Annotated in this window: 15 protein-coding genes; 6 read left to right on the forward strand and 9 right to left on the reverse strand. The window is 72.5% G+C overall.

What is annotated here, in order from left to right; translation table 11 throughout:
- Window positions 1-31: 31 nt before the first annotated feature.
- Window positions 32-1561: an adenylyl-sulfate kinase gene (gene cysC / locus O3438_RS26650; RefSeq protein WP_269682395.1), complete on the reverse strand. Its 1530-nt coding sequence runs from the start codon at window positions 1559-1561 to the stop codon at window positions 32-34.
- Between the two features lie 361 nt (window positions 1562-1922).
- Here cysC and O3438_RS26655 point away from each other — a divergent pair, with 361 nt between their 5' ends.
- The 5 genes from O3438_RS26655 to O3438_RS26675 all read left to right on the forward strand — a co-directional run bounded on the left by O3438_RS26655 (window position 1923) and on the right by O3438_RS26675 (window position 6162).
- On the forward strand, window positions 1923-2837 hold the full coding sequence (locus tag O3438_RS26655; protein ID WP_088987693.1) for an ABC transporter ATP-binding protein: 915 nt from the start codon (window positions 1923-1925) through the stop codon (window positions 2835-2837).
- Window positions 2830-3735, forward strand: a complete 906-nt coding sequence (locus O3438_RS26660; RefSeq protein ID WP_269682396.1) for an ABC transporter permease — start codon at window positions 2830-2832, stop codon at window positions 3733-3735. The genes O3438_RS26655 and O3438_RS26660 overlap by 8 nt, the downstream gene beginning before the upstream one ends.
- Window positions 3735-4646, forward strand: a complete 912-nt coding sequence (locus O3438_RS26665) for an ABC transporter ATP-binding protein (RefSeq protein ID WP_269682397.1) — start codon at window positions 3735-3737, stop codon at window positions 4644-4646. The genes O3438_RS26660 and O3438_RS26665 overlap by 1 nt, the downstream gene beginning before the upstream one ends.
- A 67-nt stretch (window positions 4647-4713) precedes the next feature.
- Window positions 4714-5424 carry an ABC transporter permease subunit gene (locus O3438_RS26670; RefSeq protein WP_269682398.1) on the forward strand — a complete coding sequence of 237 codons (711 nt, stop codon included), beginning with the start codon at window positions 4714-4716 and terminating at the stop codon, window positions 5422-5424.
- A 93-nt stretch (window positions 5425-5517) separates the two neighbouring features.
- On the forward strand, window positions 5518-6162 hold the full coding sequence (locus O3438_RS26675) for a hypothetical protein (RefSeq protein WP_269682399.1): 645 nt from the start codon (window positions 5518-5520) through the stop codon (window positions 6160-6162).
- Between the two features lie 45 nt (window positions 6163-6207).
- Here O3438_RS26675 and valS read toward each other — a convergent pair whose 3' ends face one another.
- The 8 genes from valS to O3438_RS26715 form a co-directional block, all read right to left on the reverse strand.
- Complete coding sequence (valS, locus tag O3438_RS26680; protein ID WP_269682400.1) at window positions 6208-8823, reverse strand: valine--tRNA ligase; 2616 nt, start codon at window positions 8821-8823, stop codon at window positions 6208-6210.
- 54 nt (window positions 8824-8877) lie between these two features.
- Window positions 8878-10758, reverse strand: coding sequence for an ABC transporter ATP-binding protein (locus O3438_RS26685; protein ID WP_269682401.1), 1881 nt, complete (start codon window positions 10756-10758; stop codon window positions 8878-8880).
- On the reverse strand, window positions 10755-12611 hold the full coding sequence (locus tag O3438_RS26690) for an ABC transporter ATP-binding protein (RefSeq protein ID WP_269682402.1): 1857 nt from the start codon (window positions 12609-12611) through the stop codon (window positions 10755-10757). The genes O3438_RS26685 and O3438_RS26690 overlap by 4 nt, the downstream gene beginning before the upstream one ends.
- 38 nt (window positions 12612-12649) lie before the next feature.
- Window positions 12650-13159 (reverse strand): methylated-DNA--[protein]-cysteine S-methyltransferase, encoded by a 510-nt coding sequence (locus O3438_RS26695; RefSeq protein ID WP_269682403.1) that lies wholly within the window; start codon window positions 13157-13159, stop codon window positions 12650-12652.
- Complete coding sequence (locus tag O3438_RS26700; RefSeq protein ID WP_269682404.1) at window positions 13156-14649, reverse strand: DNA-3-methyladenine glycosylase 2 family protein; 1494 nt, start codon at window positions 14647-14649, stop codon at window positions 13156-13158. The genes O3438_RS26695 and O3438_RS26700 overlap by 4 nt, the downstream gene beginning before the upstream one ends.
- A gap of 78 nt (window positions 14650-14727) precedes the next feature.
- Complete coding sequence (locus tag O3438_RS26705) at window positions 14728-16125, reverse strand: FAD-binding oxidoreductase (protein WP_269682405.1); 1398 nt, start codon at window positions 16123-16125, stop codon at window positions 14728-14730.
- 276 nt (window positions 16126-16401) lie between these two features.
- The gene (locus O3438_RS26710; protein WP_269682406.1) at window positions 16402-16905 is read right to left on the reverse strand and encodes a hypothetical protein; all 504 of its coding nucleotides are present in this window, start codon (window positions 16903-16905) and stop codon (window positions 16402-16404) included.
- Window positions 16902-17411 (reverse strand): SigE family RNA polymerase sigma factor, encoded by a 510-nt coding sequence (locus tag O3438_RS26715; RefSeq protein ID WP_269682407.1) that lies wholly within the window; start codon window positions 17409-17411, stop codon window positions 16902-16904. Before O3438_RS26715 ends, O3438_RS26710 begins: the two co-directional genes overlap by 4 nt.
- 140 nt (window positions 17412-17551) lie before the next feature.
- On the opposite strand from O3438_RS26715, the gene O3438_RS26720 reads away from it, so the two are divergent.
- Entirely contained in the window at window positions 17552-18061 is a 510-nt protein-coding gene (locus tag O3438_RS26720; RefSeq protein WP_269682408.1) for a hypothetical protein, read from the forward strand.
- The last annotated feature ends 33 nt before the right edge of the window (window positions 18062-18094 follow it).

Raw genomic sequence — 18094 nt, forward strand, 5'->3', positions numbered from 1 at the left:
GCTGTGGAAGGAACGGGGTACGACCGACGCCTCAGGCAGACGCGATCTTCAACTCCACCCAGCCAGTCTCGGTCAGGTGGTGAAGCACCGCCTGCACCGCGTCCGCCACGGTCAGGTCGGTGGTGTCGACCACCAGGTCGGCGTCGGTCGGCTCCTCGTACGGGTCGTCGATGCCGGTCATCCCGGTGAGCAGGCCCGCGCGTGCCCGCGCGTACAGGCCCTTGCGGTCCCGGCGCTCGCACACCTCGAGCGGGGTGGCCACATGCACCAGCACGAAGCCCGCCCCGGCGGCCAGGGCCATCTCCCGAGCCGTGGCGCGGGCCGCCGCGTACGGGGCGATCGGGCAGCAGATGCCCACCCCCCGGTGCCGGGCGATCTCGGCGGCCACCCAACCGATCCGTCGGACGTTGAGATCCCGGTCGGCCTTGCTGAAGCCCAACCCTGCGGAGAGCTCCCGGCGCACCACGTCCCCGTCGAGCAGGGTCACGGTGCGGTCGCCGCTCTCCCGCAGCGCGTCCGCCAGCCCTCGGGCGATCGTCGACTTGCCCGAACCGGAGAGGCCGGTCAGGAAGACCACCAGCCCCCGGTGCCGACGCGGCGGTCGGGCCCGGGCCAACTCCCTCGCCACGGCCGGAGGCGTGTGCCACTCCGGCAGCGGGAAGCCCCGATCGAGCAGGTCGTCGATCTCCTGCTGGGTCAGGGCGAGCCGGCGGTTGCGCGGTGGGATGTCCTCCCGCCAGCGCCACTGCCCGTCCCGGTTGTCGTACGCGAGTTCGCGGGGCACCAGCACCCGCAGCCCGGCACCGGAGAGCATCTCCCCGGTGGAGAGCAGGTGGGTCACCCCGTACGAGGCGGAGACCCGGGCGCGCAGCAGCGCGTCGCTGATCTCCTCCCGCCGGTGCGACAGGGGCACCGCGACCACCGTTGCCGGTGGCATCCGGTCCCGGGCGGCGAAGATGGTGCGGACCAGCGCCTCCGGCGGGAGCCCGCCGACGCCGCCCTCACCGACCGGGATCATCACCAGCAGGTGCGCGGCCAGGGTGCGGGCGGCATGAGCGATCTGGGCGAGCTGCGGACGGTGCAGTGGTCGGTCGGCGATCACCCCGAGCACCCGACCCGGTGGCAGCAGCGCCCGGACCTCCTCCGGGTTGCGGCGCAGCCGCTGGAACGGGCCATGGCCACCGTCGCCCAACCGCCGGACCGGGCCACCGACCCCGGCGATGCCGTCGCGCACCTGCCAGACGTCCGTCACGTCCAGGGCAGCCGCCGGGGCGCCCTCGCCGTCGGTGAGCACCAGCGCCCGGCGGGCCGGGTCACGCGGATCGAAGCTCTGCGCCAGGGAGGTCGGCACCTGCAGCGTCACCGCGACCTGCCACGGCGCGCCGTCGGCCAGCCGGCCGCGTCGGCTGACCGAGACCAGGTCGGCGCGGGTCATGAAACCGTTCAGAGGGGCGTACGCGCCGGTCAGCAGCAGCTCAAGATCCGCGAGCTCGCCCGGACGCGGCGTGTACGCCGGTGCGTCCCGCAGCACCTCGTCGGGCAGCACCCAACCGTTGCTCATCCACACCCCCCACTCGCTGACCGGCACACAGTTTCGCAGCCGACCGCCGATCGGTCGAGAGCGCCACTCCAGGACCCCGGCGGACAGGAACGACGCCGGATCCGCCCCACCCGTGCGCACCTCGGCCGTCCGCCCGTCCGAGACTTCGCGCCGTCGTCGGCACCCGACGGATTGCTGCCCACTGAACGGAAGATGAATCGTCCCACCCCCGAAGGGCTTTTCCGCAACGGGGTCGTGGACGGGGAGAAGCGTCCTACCGGCCGGACCGCGGGACCCTAAGGGTCCGCCAGGCCAAGGATCAGGGAAGCGCCGGGGGCGCGCCGGTGTCAGCGCCGGGCGTCCACTCCCTACCCTGGGCAACGTGACACTGATCGCGACCCAGTCGCTCACCAAGACGTACGGAGGTCGGGTCACCGCGCTCGCCGACCTCACCGTCGCCGTCGAGCCCGGGATCATCGGCCTGGTGGGCGCGAACGGCGCCGGCAAATCCACGCTGATCAAGATTCTGCTCGGCCTGATCCCACCGACCAGCGGTCAGGTGTCGGTGCTCGGCATCGATCCGACCGCCGACCCGGCGCAGGTCCGCGCCCGGGTCGGCTACATGCCCGAGCACGACTGCCTGCCACCGGACCTGTCCGCCGCCGAACTGGTCACCCACCTCGGCCGGATGAGTGGCCTGCCCCGCACCGCCGCCCGCGAGCGGGCGTCGGAGGCGCTGCGGCACGTCGGCCTGTACGAGGAGCGTTACCGCCCGGTCGGCGGCTACTCCACCGGCATGAAGCAACGCGTCAAGCTCGCCCAGGCGCTGGTGCACGACCCCGACCTGCTGCTGCTCGACGAGCCGACGAACGGCCTGGACCCGGCCGGCCGGGACGCCATGTTGGCCCTGGTGCACCGGATCGGCACCGAGTTCGGCATCTCCGTGCTGGTCTGCTCGCACCTACTCGGCGAGGTGGAGCGGATCTGCGACACCCTGATCGCCATCGACGGCGGCCGGTTGCTGCGCGCCGACAACATCTCCGCGATGACCTCGGCGACGGACGTGCTCGCCGTGGAGGTGAGCGAGGGCACCGAGGAACTCGCCGCCCGGCTGGCCGAGTTGAAGCTGCCGGTCGCGCGGGACGGGCGACTGCTGCTCGTACCACTCGCCGACGACGGCACCTACGACCTGATCCTCGGCGCGGTCGCCGAACTGGACCTGCCACTGCACCGACTGGACCAGCGCCGGCACCGGGTGGCCGAACTCTTCGCCACGAGGGAGCTCACCCATGCCTGAGTCGTCTTCCGCCGCGCTGCGGTCCACGCCGACCGGTGTCATCCACGACATCGGCTACCAGCGGTACGCAGGCCCGAGGCTGGGCCGGGGGCACGTCTTCGGCGCGCTCTACGTGCACGGACTGCGTACCACCTTCGGCTTCGGGCGCAGCGCCAAAGCCAAGATCTTCCCGTGGCTGGTGATCGGCATCGTCACCCTGGTCGCGGCGGCGCTGACCGCGATCCGCAGCCAGATCGGCGAGCCGGTCGCCACGTACGCCCAGTTCGCCGACTCGATGAGCTGGCTGGTCCTCTTCTTCGTCGCGGTGGCCGCGCCGGAACTGGTCTCGCGGGACCTGCGAAGCGGCGTCCTCCCGCTCTACTTCTCCCGGCCGCTGCCGCGCGGTGACTACGCGCTGGCCAAGCTGCTGGCCCTGGTCACGGGGCTCTGGCTGCTGCTCGGCGGCCCGCAGGTGCTGATGTTCCTGGGTGCCGCGTTCACCACCAAGCAGGGCCTGCGCGGGGTCTGGAACGAGCTGCTCGACCTGCTGCCCGGCCTTCTCTACGCGGGGCTGTGGGCCGTGGTCTTCGCCTCGGTCGGTCTGCTGATCGCGTCGCTGACCGGCAAGCGCGCCTTCGCCGCCGGTGGGGTGGTCGCCGTCTTCCTGATGACCACGCCGATCGTGGGGGTGCTGAGCATCCTGCCGTCGCGCAGCGCCAACGAGCTGGCCGGTCTCGCCTCGCCCTCCACCCTGGTGCAGGGAGTGGGCATCTGGTCCCTCGGCGACCTGCTGGTGGAGAACGGTCAGGAGGGCATCGGGGTCGGCCGGTTCGGTCCGGTCTACGCCCTGGCCGCGGTGCTGTTGGTCGCCGGTGCCACCGCCCTCCTGCTGGCCCGCTACCGGAAGGTTGCCTCCTGATGAGCACGCTGAGCCTGACCGGGGTGTCCCGGTGGTACGGCAACGTGGTCGCGGTCAACGACATCAGCATGGCCCTGGGGCCGGGAGTGACCGGGCTGCTCGGCCCGAACGGTGCCGGCAAGACCACGCTGCTGCACATGATGGCCGGGTTCCTCGCCCCGTCGCGCGGCACCGTCACGCTGGACGACGAGCCGACCTGGCGCAACCCCGACGTCTACCGGCGGTTGGGGCTGGTCAGCGAGCGGGAGGCGGTGCAGAGCTACCTCACGGCGCACGAGTTCGTGCTGGCCAGCGCGAAGCTGCACCGACTGGCCGATCCCGCGACGGCCGCCCGGCGGGCGATCGAGCTGGTCGAGTTGGAGTCGGCGCAGGACCGGCGGATCGGCACGTACTCCAAGGGCATGCGGCAGCGGGCCCGGGTGGCCGCCGCGCTGGTGCACGAACCGCAGGTGCTGCTGCTCGACGAGCCGTTCAACGGGATGGACCCGCGGCAGCGGCTGCACATGATGGACCTGCTGCACAAACTGGGCGACTCCGGGCGGACGATCCTGTTCAGTTCGCACATCCTGGAGGAGGTCGAGCAGGTCTCCGGGACGGTGCAGGTGATGGTGGCCGGCCGGCTGGCCGCCTCCGGTGACTTCCGGACCATCCGACGGCTGATGACCAACCGCCCGCACGTCTTCGCGGTGCGCTCCACCGACGACCGGGCGTTGGCCGTCGCGCTGATCGCCGAGTCGTCGGTCAGCGGGGTCGAGCTGGACCCCACCGGTCTGACCGTGCGCGCCGGCGACTACGGCGCCTTCACCCGGGCGCTACCCCGGATCGCGCTCAGCCACGGCATCCGGGTGCGCCAACTGGTGCCGTCGGACGAGTCCCTGGAAAGCGTCTTCTCCTACCTCGTGGAGGCCTGACCGGTGAGTGCGAGGAGTGAACGAGCGCAGCGAGTGAGCCCCGCAGTCACGAACGAAGGAAGATGACATGTCCACGATTACCTGGATCACCGCCCGTGGGCTGTTCGGCCGCCGCCGGTTCCTGCTGCTGCTCCCGCTGCCGTTGGTCCTGCTCGGGCTGGCCGTGCTGTGCCGGTCCCTGGGCGTCGACCCCCGTCAGTGGGGGCCTCCGGTGCTGGTCGGCCTCGGATTGGCAGTGGTGCTGCCGGTGGTAGCGCTGATCATCGGCACCGGCGTGCTGGGTGCCGAGATCGACGACGGCACCGTGGTGCACATCCTGACCAAACCGCTCCCGCGGTGGCAGATCGTGCTGCCGAAGCTCGCCGTGGCCGCCGGGATCACCGCCGTCACCGTCGCGGTGCCGCTCTACGTCGCGGGCGTGCTGGCCGCCTCGGTACGCCTCGGACTGGCGTTGGCGGTCGCGGCGGCGCTCGGCGCGCTGGCGTACTCGGCGTTCTTCCTCGCGCTCAGCCTGGTCACCCGGCGGCCGGTGCTGCTCGGCCTGGTCTACGTGTTGATCTGGGAGGGCCTGCTGGGCAACTTCGTCAGCGGCACCAAGGTGCTCTCCATCCAGCAGTACGTGATCGCGCTCGCCGACCGGATCGCCCCCACCGGGCTGCTGGAGACCACCGTGTCGGTGCCGGTGGCGTCGGTGATGACCGCGCTGGTGGCCGTCGGTTTCACGGTGCTGGCCATCGACCGTCTGCGCTCGTTCAGCGTGGCCGGCGAGACGAGCTGACACCGGTGCGAAACGCCGTTCCGGCCAGCCCCCGCCCGGCGGTAGGGCTGGCCGGATGGACCGGCCGGACCACCTCGGGCCAGGCTGTCTGGTGTGAGCGTCGAAGCGAGGCAGACGTCGTTGACTGAGCCGTACTCCCGGAGCAGCCGTCCGTGGCTGACCAGCCTGGCCGTCGCCGGGCTGGCCTGCGCCACGGTCGCCACGGCCGCCCAGGGCAGTGGCCAGTTCCACTGGTGGGCCGTGTTCATCCTGATCCCGGCCGCGTTGATCGCGGCCAGCGGCGGCCCGCTGCTCGCTCGGGGCGGTGGTCGGGCCTTCGCCGGGTACATGCTCGCCTGCGTCGGCACGATCGTCTTCGCGGTCGGCGCGCTGCTCATGTTCGGCGTGATGGGCCGGGGTTGGCCGTTGCTGGTGGTGCTGCCCTGCCTGGCGGTCGCCGGCACCTACGGGTGGCGGGCGGCCCACCCCCTGGTCCGTGGTCTGCACCGGGCGGTGGCCCTGCTCGCGCTGACCGGCGCGTTGCTCGGCCTGACCCTGCAACTGATCCGGGTGGACCTGATCCACCTCAGGACCGGCTGGTGGGGTGCGTTCCTGATGCTGGCCGGGGCCATCGTCCTCGGCAACGCGGGCGAGCTGACCCGGCACCGGATGCCGTACCGCCTCCAGGCGATCACCCTGCTGGTCGGGCCCTCGGTGGTCGCGTTCCTGCTCGGGCTGCGCTTCCTACGCGGCTGGTGACCACGCGTCCGCCGCCGCGCGAGGGGGGCGGCGGCGGACGTGTGGTCAGAAGGCGCAGGCGATGACGAGCTCCGGGGTGCGGTCGGGAAGCAGGTCGAGCTTGGCGATCCGGCCGGCCGACCGCAGGTCGTCGGCGACCAGTGTGAGTTGTTCCAGGAGCGCCGCCGGGCCCAGCGCCTCGGCCAGCGGCACCTCAGCCTTCATCGACAGCTTCCGCTCCGACTTGGCCCGCCGGACCTGACTCAACGCGTCGCCGGCGAGCCGCAGCAGCGCCGGCTCACCCGACCCCTCGATCGTCCGGGCCACCTCGTACGTGGTCGGCCACGGCGCACGGTGCACCGAGCCGTACCGCCACCACGACCAGATCTCCTCGGTCACGTACGGCACCACCGGGGCGAACAGTCGGAGCTGCACCGAGAGCGCCGACGCCAGCGCGGCCCGTGCCGAGTCGGCCGCCGCGTCGGTGCCGTACGCGCGTTCCTTGACCAGCTCGATGTAGTCGTCGCAGAACCGCCAGAAGAACGCCTCGGTCGCCTGCAACGCGGCGGTGTGGTCGTACGAGTCGAAGGCGGTGCTCGCGGCGCTGACCACCGTGGCCAGTTCGGCGAGCATGGCCCGGTCCAGTGGAGCCGTCGCCCGGGCGCGTAGCGCGTCCGCCGCGCCCAGCCCGAGCGCGAACTTGGAGGCGTTGAGCAGCTTGGTGGCCAACCGCCGACCGATCTTGATCTGCGCGGGGTCGAAGGCCAGGTCGGTGCCGGGTTTGCCGCTGGCCGCCCAGTAGCGCACCGCGTCCGAGCCGTGCTGCTCCAACAGGGCCAACGGGGTGACCACGTTGCCCTTGGACTTGGCCATCTTCTTCCGGTCCGGATCGAGGATCCAACCCGAGAGCACGGTGTCCCGCCAGGGGAGCACCCCGTGCTCGAAGTGCGATCGGACCACGCTGTCGAACAGCCAGGTCCGGATGATCTCCTGCCCCTGGGGTCGGAGGTCCATCGGGAAGATCTGGGCGAACAGGTCCGGGTCGGTCTCCCAACCACCGACGATCTGCGGGGTCAACGACGAGGTGGCCCAGGTGTCCAGCACGTCCGGGTCACCGATGAAGCCGCCCGGGTAACCGCGCTGGGATTCGTCGTAGCCGGGCGCCGGGTCGCTGGACGGGTCAACCGGCAGCGCGGACTCGTCCGGCGTGAGAGGGTGGGACCAGTCCGGTTCGCCAGCGTCGTCGAGCCGGTACCAGACCGGCACCGGCACGCCGAAGAATCGCTGCCTGCTGACCAGCCAGTCACCGGTCAGGCCGCCCACCCAGTTGTCGTAGCGGTGCTTCATGTGCGCCGGCACCCAGTGCAGCTCACCGCCCCGGGCCAGCAGCGTCGCCCGCAGCTCGGCGTCCCGGCCACCGTTGCGCAGATACCACTGGCGAGTCGAGACGATCTCCAGTGGCCGGTCGCCGCGCTCGTAGAACTTCACCGGGTGCGTGATCTGGCGCGGCTCACCGATCAGGTCACCCGCGTCGGCCAGCAGGCCGACGATCTCCCGGCGGGCGCCGTTGACGGTCTGCCCGGCCAGCGCCGCGTACGGCTGTGCCGGCACCCCGTCCGGCGGCTCGGGGAGCAGCCGCCCGTCCCGCCCGATCACCACCCGCGTGGCCAACCCCAGCTCACGCCACCAGGTCACGTCGGTCAGGTCGCCGAACGTGCAGACCATCGCCACGCCGGTGCCCTTGGCGGGGTCGGCGAGCGGGTGGGCGTACACCGGCACCTCGACGTCGAACAACGGGCTGCGGGCGGTGCCGCCCACCAGATCGGCGTACCGCTCGTCGTCGGGGTGGCAGACCAGCGCCACGCAGGCCGGCAGCAACTCGGGACGAGTGGTGTCGATGAGCACCTCACGCCCGCCAGGCGCGGTGAACCGCAGCCGGTGGTAGGCGCCGGGACGCTCCCGGTCCTCCAACTCGGCCTGGGCGACAGCGGTGGCGAAGCCGACGTCCCACAGCGTCGGCGCGTCCGCCTGGTACGCCTCACCGCGGAGCACGTTGCGCACGAACGCCCGCTGGCTGGTGGCCCGGGCGATCCGGCCGATCGTCGTGTACGTCAACGACCAGTCCACGGAGAGCCCCAGCCGCCGCCACAGCGCCTCGAAGGCCTGCTCGTCGGTGACCGTCAGCCGCTCGCACAGCTCGATGAAGTTGCGCCGGGAGATCGGGGTGGGGTTTCGGCGGGCCGCGTCGTCCACCGGGGCCGCCGGTGGCCGCCACACCGGGTCGTACGCCAACGCCGGATCGCAGCGCACCCCGTACACGTTCTGCACGCGACGCTCGGTGGGCAGGCCGTTGTCGTCCCAGCCCATCGGGTAGAAGACGGCCTTGCCGCGCATCCGCTGGTAGCGGGCCACGGTGTCGGTGTGCGTGTACGAGAAGACGTGCCCCATGTGCAACTCGCCCGATACGGTCGGCGGAGGGGTGTCGATGGAGTACACGTCCTTACTACGACCATTCCGGCTCGGCGCGTCTGACGCCGCGCCGCGACCCGGAGCGGTCGCCTTCGAGCGGTCGAACGCGTACGTGCCCTCCTCCTGCCAGCGGCGTGCCCAGCTCTCCTCGAGCCCGTCCAGGGTCGGACGCTCGGGAACGCCGGCGCGGGCCGTCCTCGCCGTATCGGTCATCTAGCGATCGTAGGCACCACCAGGGGGTCGGACCACGCAGTTACGCATCGCTGGTCAGATCAGCGAGTCGCGCCACTGCCGGTGCAGGGCCGCGTACCGGCCGTCGGTCTCGGCCAGCTCGGCGGGTGGGCCGTCCTCGACGACGGTGCCGTCGTCGATGACGAGCACCCGGTCGGCCGTCTCCACGGTGGAGAGTCGGTGCGCGATGACCAGGGCGGTGCGGTCGCGCAGGATGGTGCCGAGCGCCCGCTGCACCAGCCGCTCGGTCGGCACGTCCAGCGACGACGTCGCCTCGTCCAGGATCAACACTGTCGGGTCGGCCAGGAACGCCCGCGCGAACGCGACGAGTTGCCGCTGCCCGGCGGAGAGCCGACCGCCGCGTCGGTGCACCTGGGTGGCGTACCCCTCGGGTAGCGCGGCGATGAAGTCGTGCGCGCCGATCGCCCGCGCTGCGGCCTGGACCTCGGCGTCGTCGGCGCCCGGGCGGCCGAACCTGATGTTCTCCGCGACGGTCCCGCTGAACAGGTGGTTCTCCTGTGTCACCAACACCACCGCCCGGCGCAGGTCGGCGTCGGTCACGTCGCGCAGGTCGACACCGTCGAGCCGGACCGTGCCGGTGTCGGGGTCGTGGAAGCGGGCCACCAGCTTGGCGATCGTCGACTTTCCCGCGCCGGTCGGTCCGATCAGCGCCACGGTCTGCCCGGCCGCCACGGTCAGTTCCAGCCCGCCGAGGATCGGGGTGCCCGCCCGGTAGCCGAAGGAGACCGCCCGGAAGGTCACCTCGCCGCAACCGGGTCCGGTCGGCAACGGTGTGGGCCGGGTCGGTTCGGCGACGGCCGGCCGTTCGTCGAGCACCCCGGCCAGTTTCTCCAGCGCGGCGGTGGCCGACTGGAGCGAGTTGTAGAACTGGCTGAGCTCCTGCATCGGCTCGAAGAAGCGGCGCAGGTAGAGCAGGAACGCGGCGAGCACACCGACCTCGGTCTGCCCGCCGAGCACCCGCCAACCGCCGTAGCAGAGCACCACAGCGACGGTGACGTTGCCGATCAGTTTGATCGCGGGCGAGTACGTGGCGATCAGTCGGAACGCGTGCAGGCTGGTGCGCCGGTAGTCGTCGCCCAGCGCCACGAAGATCCGTTGGTTGCGGGGTTCGCGGCGGAACGCCTGCACCGCCCGGATGCCCCGCATCGACTCCACGAAGTGCACGATGACCAGCGCGACAGCGTCCCGGGTCCGTCGGTACGCGCTGGCCGACGACCGGGCGAACCAGCGGGAGAGCCAGAACAGGAACGGGAAGGCGAACAGCGTCACGGCGGCCAGTGGCAGGTCCAGCCAGAGCAGGATGGCGGCCACCGACAGGATCGACAGCCCGGCCAGCACGAGGCTGTCGATGCCACCGTCGACCAGCTCGGCGATGGAGTCCAGGTCACTGGTGAGCCGGGAGACCATCCGGCCGGAGGTGTACCGCTCGTGGAAGCCCACCGACAGTCGTAGGAAGTGTCCGAACACCCGTTGCCGGAGGTCCAGCAGGACGGCCTGGCCGATCCGCGAGGAGAGGGTGAGGAACCCCCGGCGGGCCGCGTACTCCGTCACCGAGGCCACCGCGAACGCCCCGGCGACGGCGATCAGCGGGCCGGGGTCGCCGGCGCGCAGCGGCGTGATGGCCCGGTCGATGCCGATCATGACCAGGTACGGGCCGGCCATCGCGGCGGCGTTCTGGGCCAACAGCAGGCCGATGGCGGCGGCGAGTCGCCTGCGGTGTGGGCGGATCAGGTCGGCCAGCAGGGCGCGGCTCAGCCCGCGCAGTCGGGCCACCGCCTCGGGCGCGGAGTTCTCGGCCCGACTTCGGTCGGCTTCCGGGTCGGTGGCGGTGCCGCGCCAGCGGGTCAGTTCCGGTTCCTCCTCCGGCGGGGGGTCGGCCTGCGTCGGCACTGTCACGAGCGCACCAGCCCCCAGCCGTCCGAAGCGGACGGGCTGGACCCGGAGGGGCCGGACGGCGGTGGGTGCCCGGCGGGCGGTTCGGCGGCGAGCAGCGCCCGGTACGCCGGCACACTGGCGAGCAGTTCGGAGTGCCGCCCGGTCGCCGTGATCCGCCCGTCTTCGAGCAGGGCGACCCGGTCGGCCAGCGCGATGGTCGACGGCCGGTGTACCACCAGCAGCGCTGTGGTGTCCCGCAGGACCCGGCGCAGCGCCGCCTCGACCAGCGCTTCGGTGTGCACGTCGAGCGCGGACAACGGATCGTCCAACACCAGCAACGCCGGCCGGCCGAGCACCGCCCGCGCCAACGCGAGCCGCTGCCGTTGCCCGCCGGAGAGGGACAGCCCCTGCTCGCCCACGCGGGTCGCCAACCCCCACGGCAGGTCGTACGCGAAGTCGGCCTGGGCCAGCGCCAGGGCTGCCCGGACGTCGTGGTCGCCGGCGTCGGGGTGACCCAGTGTGAGGTTCTCCCGGACCGACATGGAGAACAGCGTGGGTTCCTCGAACGCGACCCCGACGAGGCGGCGTAGCGACGCCAGCCGAAGCTCGCGCAGGTCGTGCCCGTCCAGTGTGATCCGGCCGGCGGTGACGTCGTGCAGCCGGGGGACCAGCGACAGCAGTGTGCTCTTGCCGGAGCCGGTGGCACCGACCAGGGCCAGTGTCTCGCCCGGCTCGATGGTCAGGTCGATCTCGCGCAGCACCGGCGCGGTGGCGCCCGGATAGCCGAACGCGACCCGTTCGAAGCGGAGCTGACCGTGGACCGCGTGGCGGGGCAGAGCGAGCGCTCCCGGGCGGTCCACGATCCGGGGTGGGGTGTCCAGCACCTCCTGGATCCGGTCGGCGGCGGTGGCGGCCTCCTGGCCGTTGGCGATGATCCATCCCAGGGACTGCACCGGCCAGATGAGCATCAGTTGGAGGCTGACGAACGCGACCAGCTCGCCGATGGTGAGCACACCCTCCGCGGCGGCGGCTGCCCCGGCCACCAGGACCACGCCCAGTGTCACGTTGGGCACCAGGTCGAGCAGTGCCGAGGTGTTGGCCAGCAGCCGCCCCTTGCCGACGCCGGTGTCGTGCAGCCGCCGGGCGGCACCGGCGAAACGGGCGGCCAGTTCGGGCCCCCGGCCGTACGCCTTCATGGTGCGCAGACCCTGCGCGGTCTCCTCGACCAGGGTCGCCACGTCGCCCTGCTGGTCCTGCATCCGTCGGGACGCGGCGTGGTAGTGCCGTCCGAACCGGCGGCTGATCAGCAGCAGCGGCACCGCGCTGGCCGCCACCAGCGCCCCCAGCACCGGGTGCAGCCTGATCAGCAGCACCACCACGACCACGTAGGTGGTCAGGTTGAGCACCAGGAAGAACACGCCGAAGGAGAGGAACCGGCGGATCACCGAGAGGTCGCTGGTGATCCGGGAGAGCAGCTGACCGGACTGCCAGCGGTCGTGGAAACTCGTCGGCAACCGTTGCAGGTGGGCGTAGACGTCGGCGCGCAGCGCCGCCTCCATGCCGACGGCCGAGGAGGACTGCACCCACCGGCGGATGAAGATGAGCACCGCCTCGACCACGCCGAGCAGCAGTGCCAGGGCACCGAGCTGGAGCAAACCGCCGGGTTCGTGCCGGGCCACCGGGCCGTCCACCACCCGCTGCACGACCAGCGGTACGGCGATTCCGGCCGCCGTGCCGGCGAGCCCGGCGAGGAGCAACCAGGCGAACTCGGCGGCGTACGGGCGCAGGTAGGGGCGCAGCCGCCAGAGGTTGTGCACGGAGTTGGTGCCGGCAGCGACCCGCGCGGCCGGGTCGCCGTCGCTCTCCACAGGCACTACCAGACGGTAGCGTCTAACAGGTGTCGATGCCTCTGTCAGCTTGCCGTCAAGCGCCGCTCATGACCGAGAAGCCACTTCTTCACGTCCAGCCCCCAGCGGTAGCCGCCGAGCGATCCGTCGGTGCGGAGCACCCGGTGGCAGGGCACGAACAGCGCGACGGCGTTGCGGGCACAGGCCGCCGCGGCTGCTCGCACCGCCGGTGGCCGGCCGGCCAGTGCCGCGTACCCGGTGTAGGTGACCGGGGTGCCCGGCGGCACCTCGCGCAGCACCTGCCAGGCGTGCGCCATGAACTCGCCGCCGGTGACCTGACGGACCGGCACCGCGTCGATCGCGGCGAGGTCACCGTCGAGGTAGGACGTCACGGCGACGCTCACCGGACCGAGGTCGGCCCGCTGTCGCAGCGGCGCTCGCAGGGTCGGGTGGACCAGGGGCAGCAGTGCCGCCGGGTCCTGGGTGAAGCCGGCGGCCCGTACGTCACCGTCCGGGCCGGCGAGGATGCTCAACGGGCCGGTCGGTGTGGTCAGGACGGTGCTGTCGATGCTCATGCGGCTCTCCAGAGTCTGATCGTGGCGTAGGACCGCCAGGGACGCCACCGCTCGGCGTACCCGTCGAGGGTCTTCTGTGTGTCGGGCAGGCCGAGCGCGGCGGCGCCGCGCCGGACCGCGAGGTCGGTGCTGAGCAGGATGTCCGGGTCGCCGAGGGCGCGCATGGCCAGGTAGTTGGCGGTCCACGGGCCGATGCCGGGCAGTGCGAGCAGCCGCCGCACGGCCTCCTCGCGATCCACACCCGGCGCGAGGTCCAGAGCCCCGCCCACCACCGCCCGAGCCAACCCGCGCAGGCTCTCCCGCCGCGCCGAAGGCATCCCGAACCCCGAGTCCGGCAGACCCAACAACTCCTCCGCGCTCAAGAACCCCCGCAGCGGCCCCGCCGCCGCACCCGGTTGATCATGAGGTTGGCCTGGAGTTCGATCTCCATCGGCCCCGTCCACCTCATGATCGACCTGGTGGGTCAGGAGGAGGCGGGTGAGAGTTTTTCTTGCCGCTCCTAGCGAGACCTGTTGGCCTACGACGGCGCGTACCGCCATCTCGAAGCCGTCCACCGCGCGCGGGAGCCGGACCCCGGGTTCGGTGGCGACCGCCCGCGCCAGCGCCGGGTCGGCCGCCAGGGTGGCGTCGATCGCCGTCGGGTCCGCGTCCAGGTCGAGCAGCCGACGGCACCGGGCCACGGCGGGCGCCAGGTCGCGCAGGTCGGTCAGCCGCAGCGTCGCCGCCACGTGCCCGTCCGCCGGGGTCAGCGCCACCTCGCCGGTGCCGTGCGGCAACCGCAGACCCCTGCGGTACGTCCCGTCGCGCACCTCGTCCACCCCGGGTAACGCCCGCACCGCGAGGAAGTCCAGCAGCGCCCGGGCGTGCAACGGCGGGCGGTACGCCAACCGCAGGGTGATGGTCCCCGCCCCGGTCGCCGCCGGCTGGCGACCACGGGCCGTCCGCAGGTCCGACGGCGCGCTCGCGTACACCTCGCGGAGCGTGTCGTTGAACTGCCGCACGCTGCCGAAGCCCGCGGCGAACGCGATCTCGGCCATCCCGAGGTCGGTCGTCTCGATCAGGATCCGGGCGGTCTGCGCCCGCTGGGCCCGGGCCAGCGCGAGCGGGCCGGCGCCCATCTCGGCGCTCAGCATCCGGTGCAGGTGCCGCTCCGTGTAGCCGAGACGCGAGGCCAGCCCTGGCACGCCGGCGCGGTCGACCACCCCGTCGGCGATCAGCCGCATCGCTCGGCCGACCACGTCCGCGCGGACGTCCCACTGGGGTGAGCCGGGTGCGGCGTCCGGCCGGCAGCGGCGGCAGGCGCGCAACCCGGCGCCCTGCGCGGCCGCGGCCGACGGAAAGAACCGGACGTTCTGCCGCTTGGGTGTGATCGCGGGGCAGGACGGTCGGCAGTAGATGCCGGTGGACGTCACGCCGGTGTAGAACCAGCCGTCGAAGCGCTGGTCACGGCTGTCCACGGCCCGGTAACACCGCTCGAAGTCCATCTCCACGTCCCCGATGATGCCCCGCCCGGCGGGGCAGCGGCTGGCGAAAATCGGACCTGGGCGTGCTGGTGGCCAGGGCCGCCGTCAACGGGGGCGACGACGGCGCCGATGCGGCTGGCCGGATCCGGTGGGCTGGGCGGACCGGGTCGGTCGTGCGGCGCGTTGCGGTTGGCCGGTCAGCAGGGCCGGGCGGAACACGCCGTCCGGGTCGTACCGCTTCCACAGCCGCCGCACCCGGGCTCCGGTCTCGCCCGGGTAGATCCGGGCGAACGCGTCCGGGCCGGGCCGGCTCTCGAAGTTGACGTACGCCCCGTCGGCCCGCGCGCCGACCGCCCGCCAGGCGGCGTCCAACGCCCCCGCACCCTGTGGAGGGAACACCGAGGCGACCACCATCGTGTCCTGGTGGCGATGGGGGTACGCGGTCGCGTCGGCAGCGACGTCGTTGATCGCCCCGCCCAACGAGCGGAGCTGGACCACCGCCCGCCCCGGCCCGGTCACCGCGCGCATCACGGCCCGAGCGCCGGCGTCGTCCAGATCGCGGAACAGACCGTTGGTGGTCGTACCGCGCTGCTGCCCGACGTTCGGGTGCAGATGCGCGGTCGGGACCAGGGCCGGGTAGGGCAGCAGGTCGGTCCGGTGTTCGAGCACCCTGCCGATGGCGAGCAGCGGCTCCACCGCGGGGCGGGCCCGGCGCAGGCTCTCGGCGGCCACCACGGCGGTGATGGACATGAGTGCCGAGCGGCCCTCGGCGTACACCACGGCGGCTGCGGACAGCTCCCGTGGAGCCTGCGCGAGGTAATTCGTCCACTCCCTGATCGTGCGCCCGTCCGGCCGCGCCTCGACGACCACCTGCGCCACGCCGACGTTGCGCTGCTCCGCGGCCTCGATCTCGAAGGCCACCACGATCCCCGCGCCCGCTCCCGCGCCCCGGACCAGCCAGAACAGTTCCGGCTCGTGGTCGGCGTCCGCGCGTACCAGCGTCCCGTCGGCGAGGACCACCTCGACCGCCCGGACGCGGTCGATGGTGAGGCCGTGCGCGCGGACCAGCCAGCCGATCCCTCCGCCGGTGGCCAGGCCGCCGACACCGACACCGCCGTGGTCGCCCGAGCTGACCACCAGGCCGTACGGGGCCAGTGTCTTCGCCACGTTCGCCCACCGGGCGCCGGCCTCGACCCGGACCAGCCCGGCCCGCTCGTCGAGCACCTGCACCCGGTTGAGCATGGACAGGTCGATGACGACCCCGCCGTTGTTCGAGGAGGCGCCGGAGAAGCCGTGCCCACCGCTGCGGACGGCGATGGGCAGCCGCTGCTCCCGCGCGTAGCGGAGGGCGTCGACCACCTGAGCCGTGGTCTTCGGCAGCAGGACGGCGGCCGGCGACGCCGAGGTGGTGTACGTCGAGCGCAGCTGCGCGTACCGGCGGTCGCCGGGCGTGACGATCTGTCCCCGCAGGGAGTCGGGCACCCGGGCCATCGCGGCGGTCATCGGTGCCCCCGCAGCTCGTACCTCGGGTGTCCGGGATTGGTCATGGACCAAGGATGAGCGGGCACACCGGGCTCGACAAATTCCGTGGGCCGGCGCCTACCGTCGCCGAGGCGCGTGACGCTCGCCGGTACGGGGGAGCGCGGCGGGAGAGTGACCGGGATCTCGGATCGACCCGGTGATCCGAGTCACCGTCGTCCTGGCCCGGCCACAGACGGGATGGAAGTGGGACGGCCGGTCCGGCCGGTGTTGGGAAACCGCCGGCCGGACCGGTCCTACTCAACGCACCGGGCTCGGCGTGGCCGTCGGCGGGCCGGGCATCCCAGGTACGCCCGGCGGACTCGACGGGACTGGACTGGTAACCGGGTCGCCCGGCCTGCCGGGCACACCCGGCGGAGTCGACGGGCTCGGCGTGGCCGTCGGCCGGCCCGGTACGCCGGGCGGGCCGACCGTCTTCCCCGGGGGCATCTCCGCCTCGGGGCTCGATTCGATCGGCACCAGGGTGGGCGCGGACGGGGTGGGTACCGGTGGACTGGTTACGGCTGCCGGGCCGGCTGGGCTCGGCACGGCTGGGGGAGGCCCGTCCGACCTGCTGGCGGCCAGGGCGATCGGCGCCGCGATCAGAATTGCCGCGAGAGTGCCCACCGCCCCCATCGTCACCGTGGCACGGCGTCGGTTGCGAACCCGCCGTTCCGCTCGATTCAACTGGTCCTGCACGATCGGTGCCTCCTCGGCCAGGTCGGTGAGGGTGGAGCGGATGAGGTGCTCGAAGGGATCGGTCACTGCCGCACCTCCAGCATTTCGATTTCCGGCAGCAGGTCGCGCAGCCGCTTGACCGCCCGGTGGGTCCGGCTGCGTACGGTGCCCACCGTGCAGCCCAGAAGCTCGGCCACCTGGGCTTCGGGCAGATCCTCGTAGTAGCGCAGGACCACCACCGCCCGCTGCGCCGGTGGCAGGTGACGGAGCGCGGCCCGCATCGCCAACCGCACGTCGGAGCCGCCGCTCGGGTCAGCGCGGACCGGTTCGTCGGCCGGGTTGAGGGGCGTCTCCCGCCGCCGGCGCAGTCGCCGCCACCAGCTGATCTGCTCGCGGTACATCACCACGCGCAGATATCCCTCCGGGTCGGCGTGCCGGATGGTTCCCCACTTCGGGATGGTCCGCGCCAGCGCGGTCTGGAACAGGTCCTCGGCGGCACTGCGGTCCCCGGTCAGGAGGTACGCGACCCGCATCAGCGCTGGGGTCCGGCTGGCGACGAACTCGGCCAGCCGCACGCGCTCGTCCTCGTCCACTCATCACCCCCGTTTCGTTGTCACACCTACAGACGCCCCAGGTCATCGTCGCTATCCGCGATCCGAGGGGTTTTTTCGGCCCGGAAGTGTCGGTCGTGGCGGGTACCGTCCGGCCACCAACTCAAGAAGGGGTGCAGCGGATGGCGAGCGTGGCGGGTTGGGCGGCGGCGTCGACATCGGGTGCGTTCCCGTCGTTGCCCCGGGCTGTGGTGCAGGCCTTCTACCGACGGATGCGGGCGGTCGCACCGGCCGCCGTGGGCGCCATCGAACGGGACCGGGCAGGCGACCCCGACCGGGCTTTCTCCGACACCGCCTGTGGCCGGTTGGCCGGTTCCCTCGACGACGCCGGTCTGCGGGCGCTCGGGATGTGGACGCACCACTGGTGCATGCGCTTCTACGACGACGACACCCGGGTCGGCCGCCGGCTGGTCCGCGAGATCGCCGGCCGGCCGGGTTTGGGCTGGACGGCCGACGAGGTGCGCTGGATGCTGCGCGAGTCTTTCTCGGCAGGTCCGGCCGCCGCCGACCGGTTCACCCTGCCCCGAGCCGCCGCGGGGCAACTGCCCCCGGCCGACCGGCCGGCTCTCGCCCTCGCCTGCTGGCCCGAGGTCGAGGTGCCTCGCCAGCGACGACCCGAGGGGTCCCGGTGACCGTCGAGCCTGCTTGTCGTGTCGGCTGAGGCA

Source organism: Micromonospora sp. WMMC250, from assembly GCF_027460215.1.
GTDB classification, from domain to species: Bacteria; Actinomycetota; Actinomycetes; order Mycobacteriales; family Micromonosporaceae; genus Micromonospora; species Micromonospora taraxaci.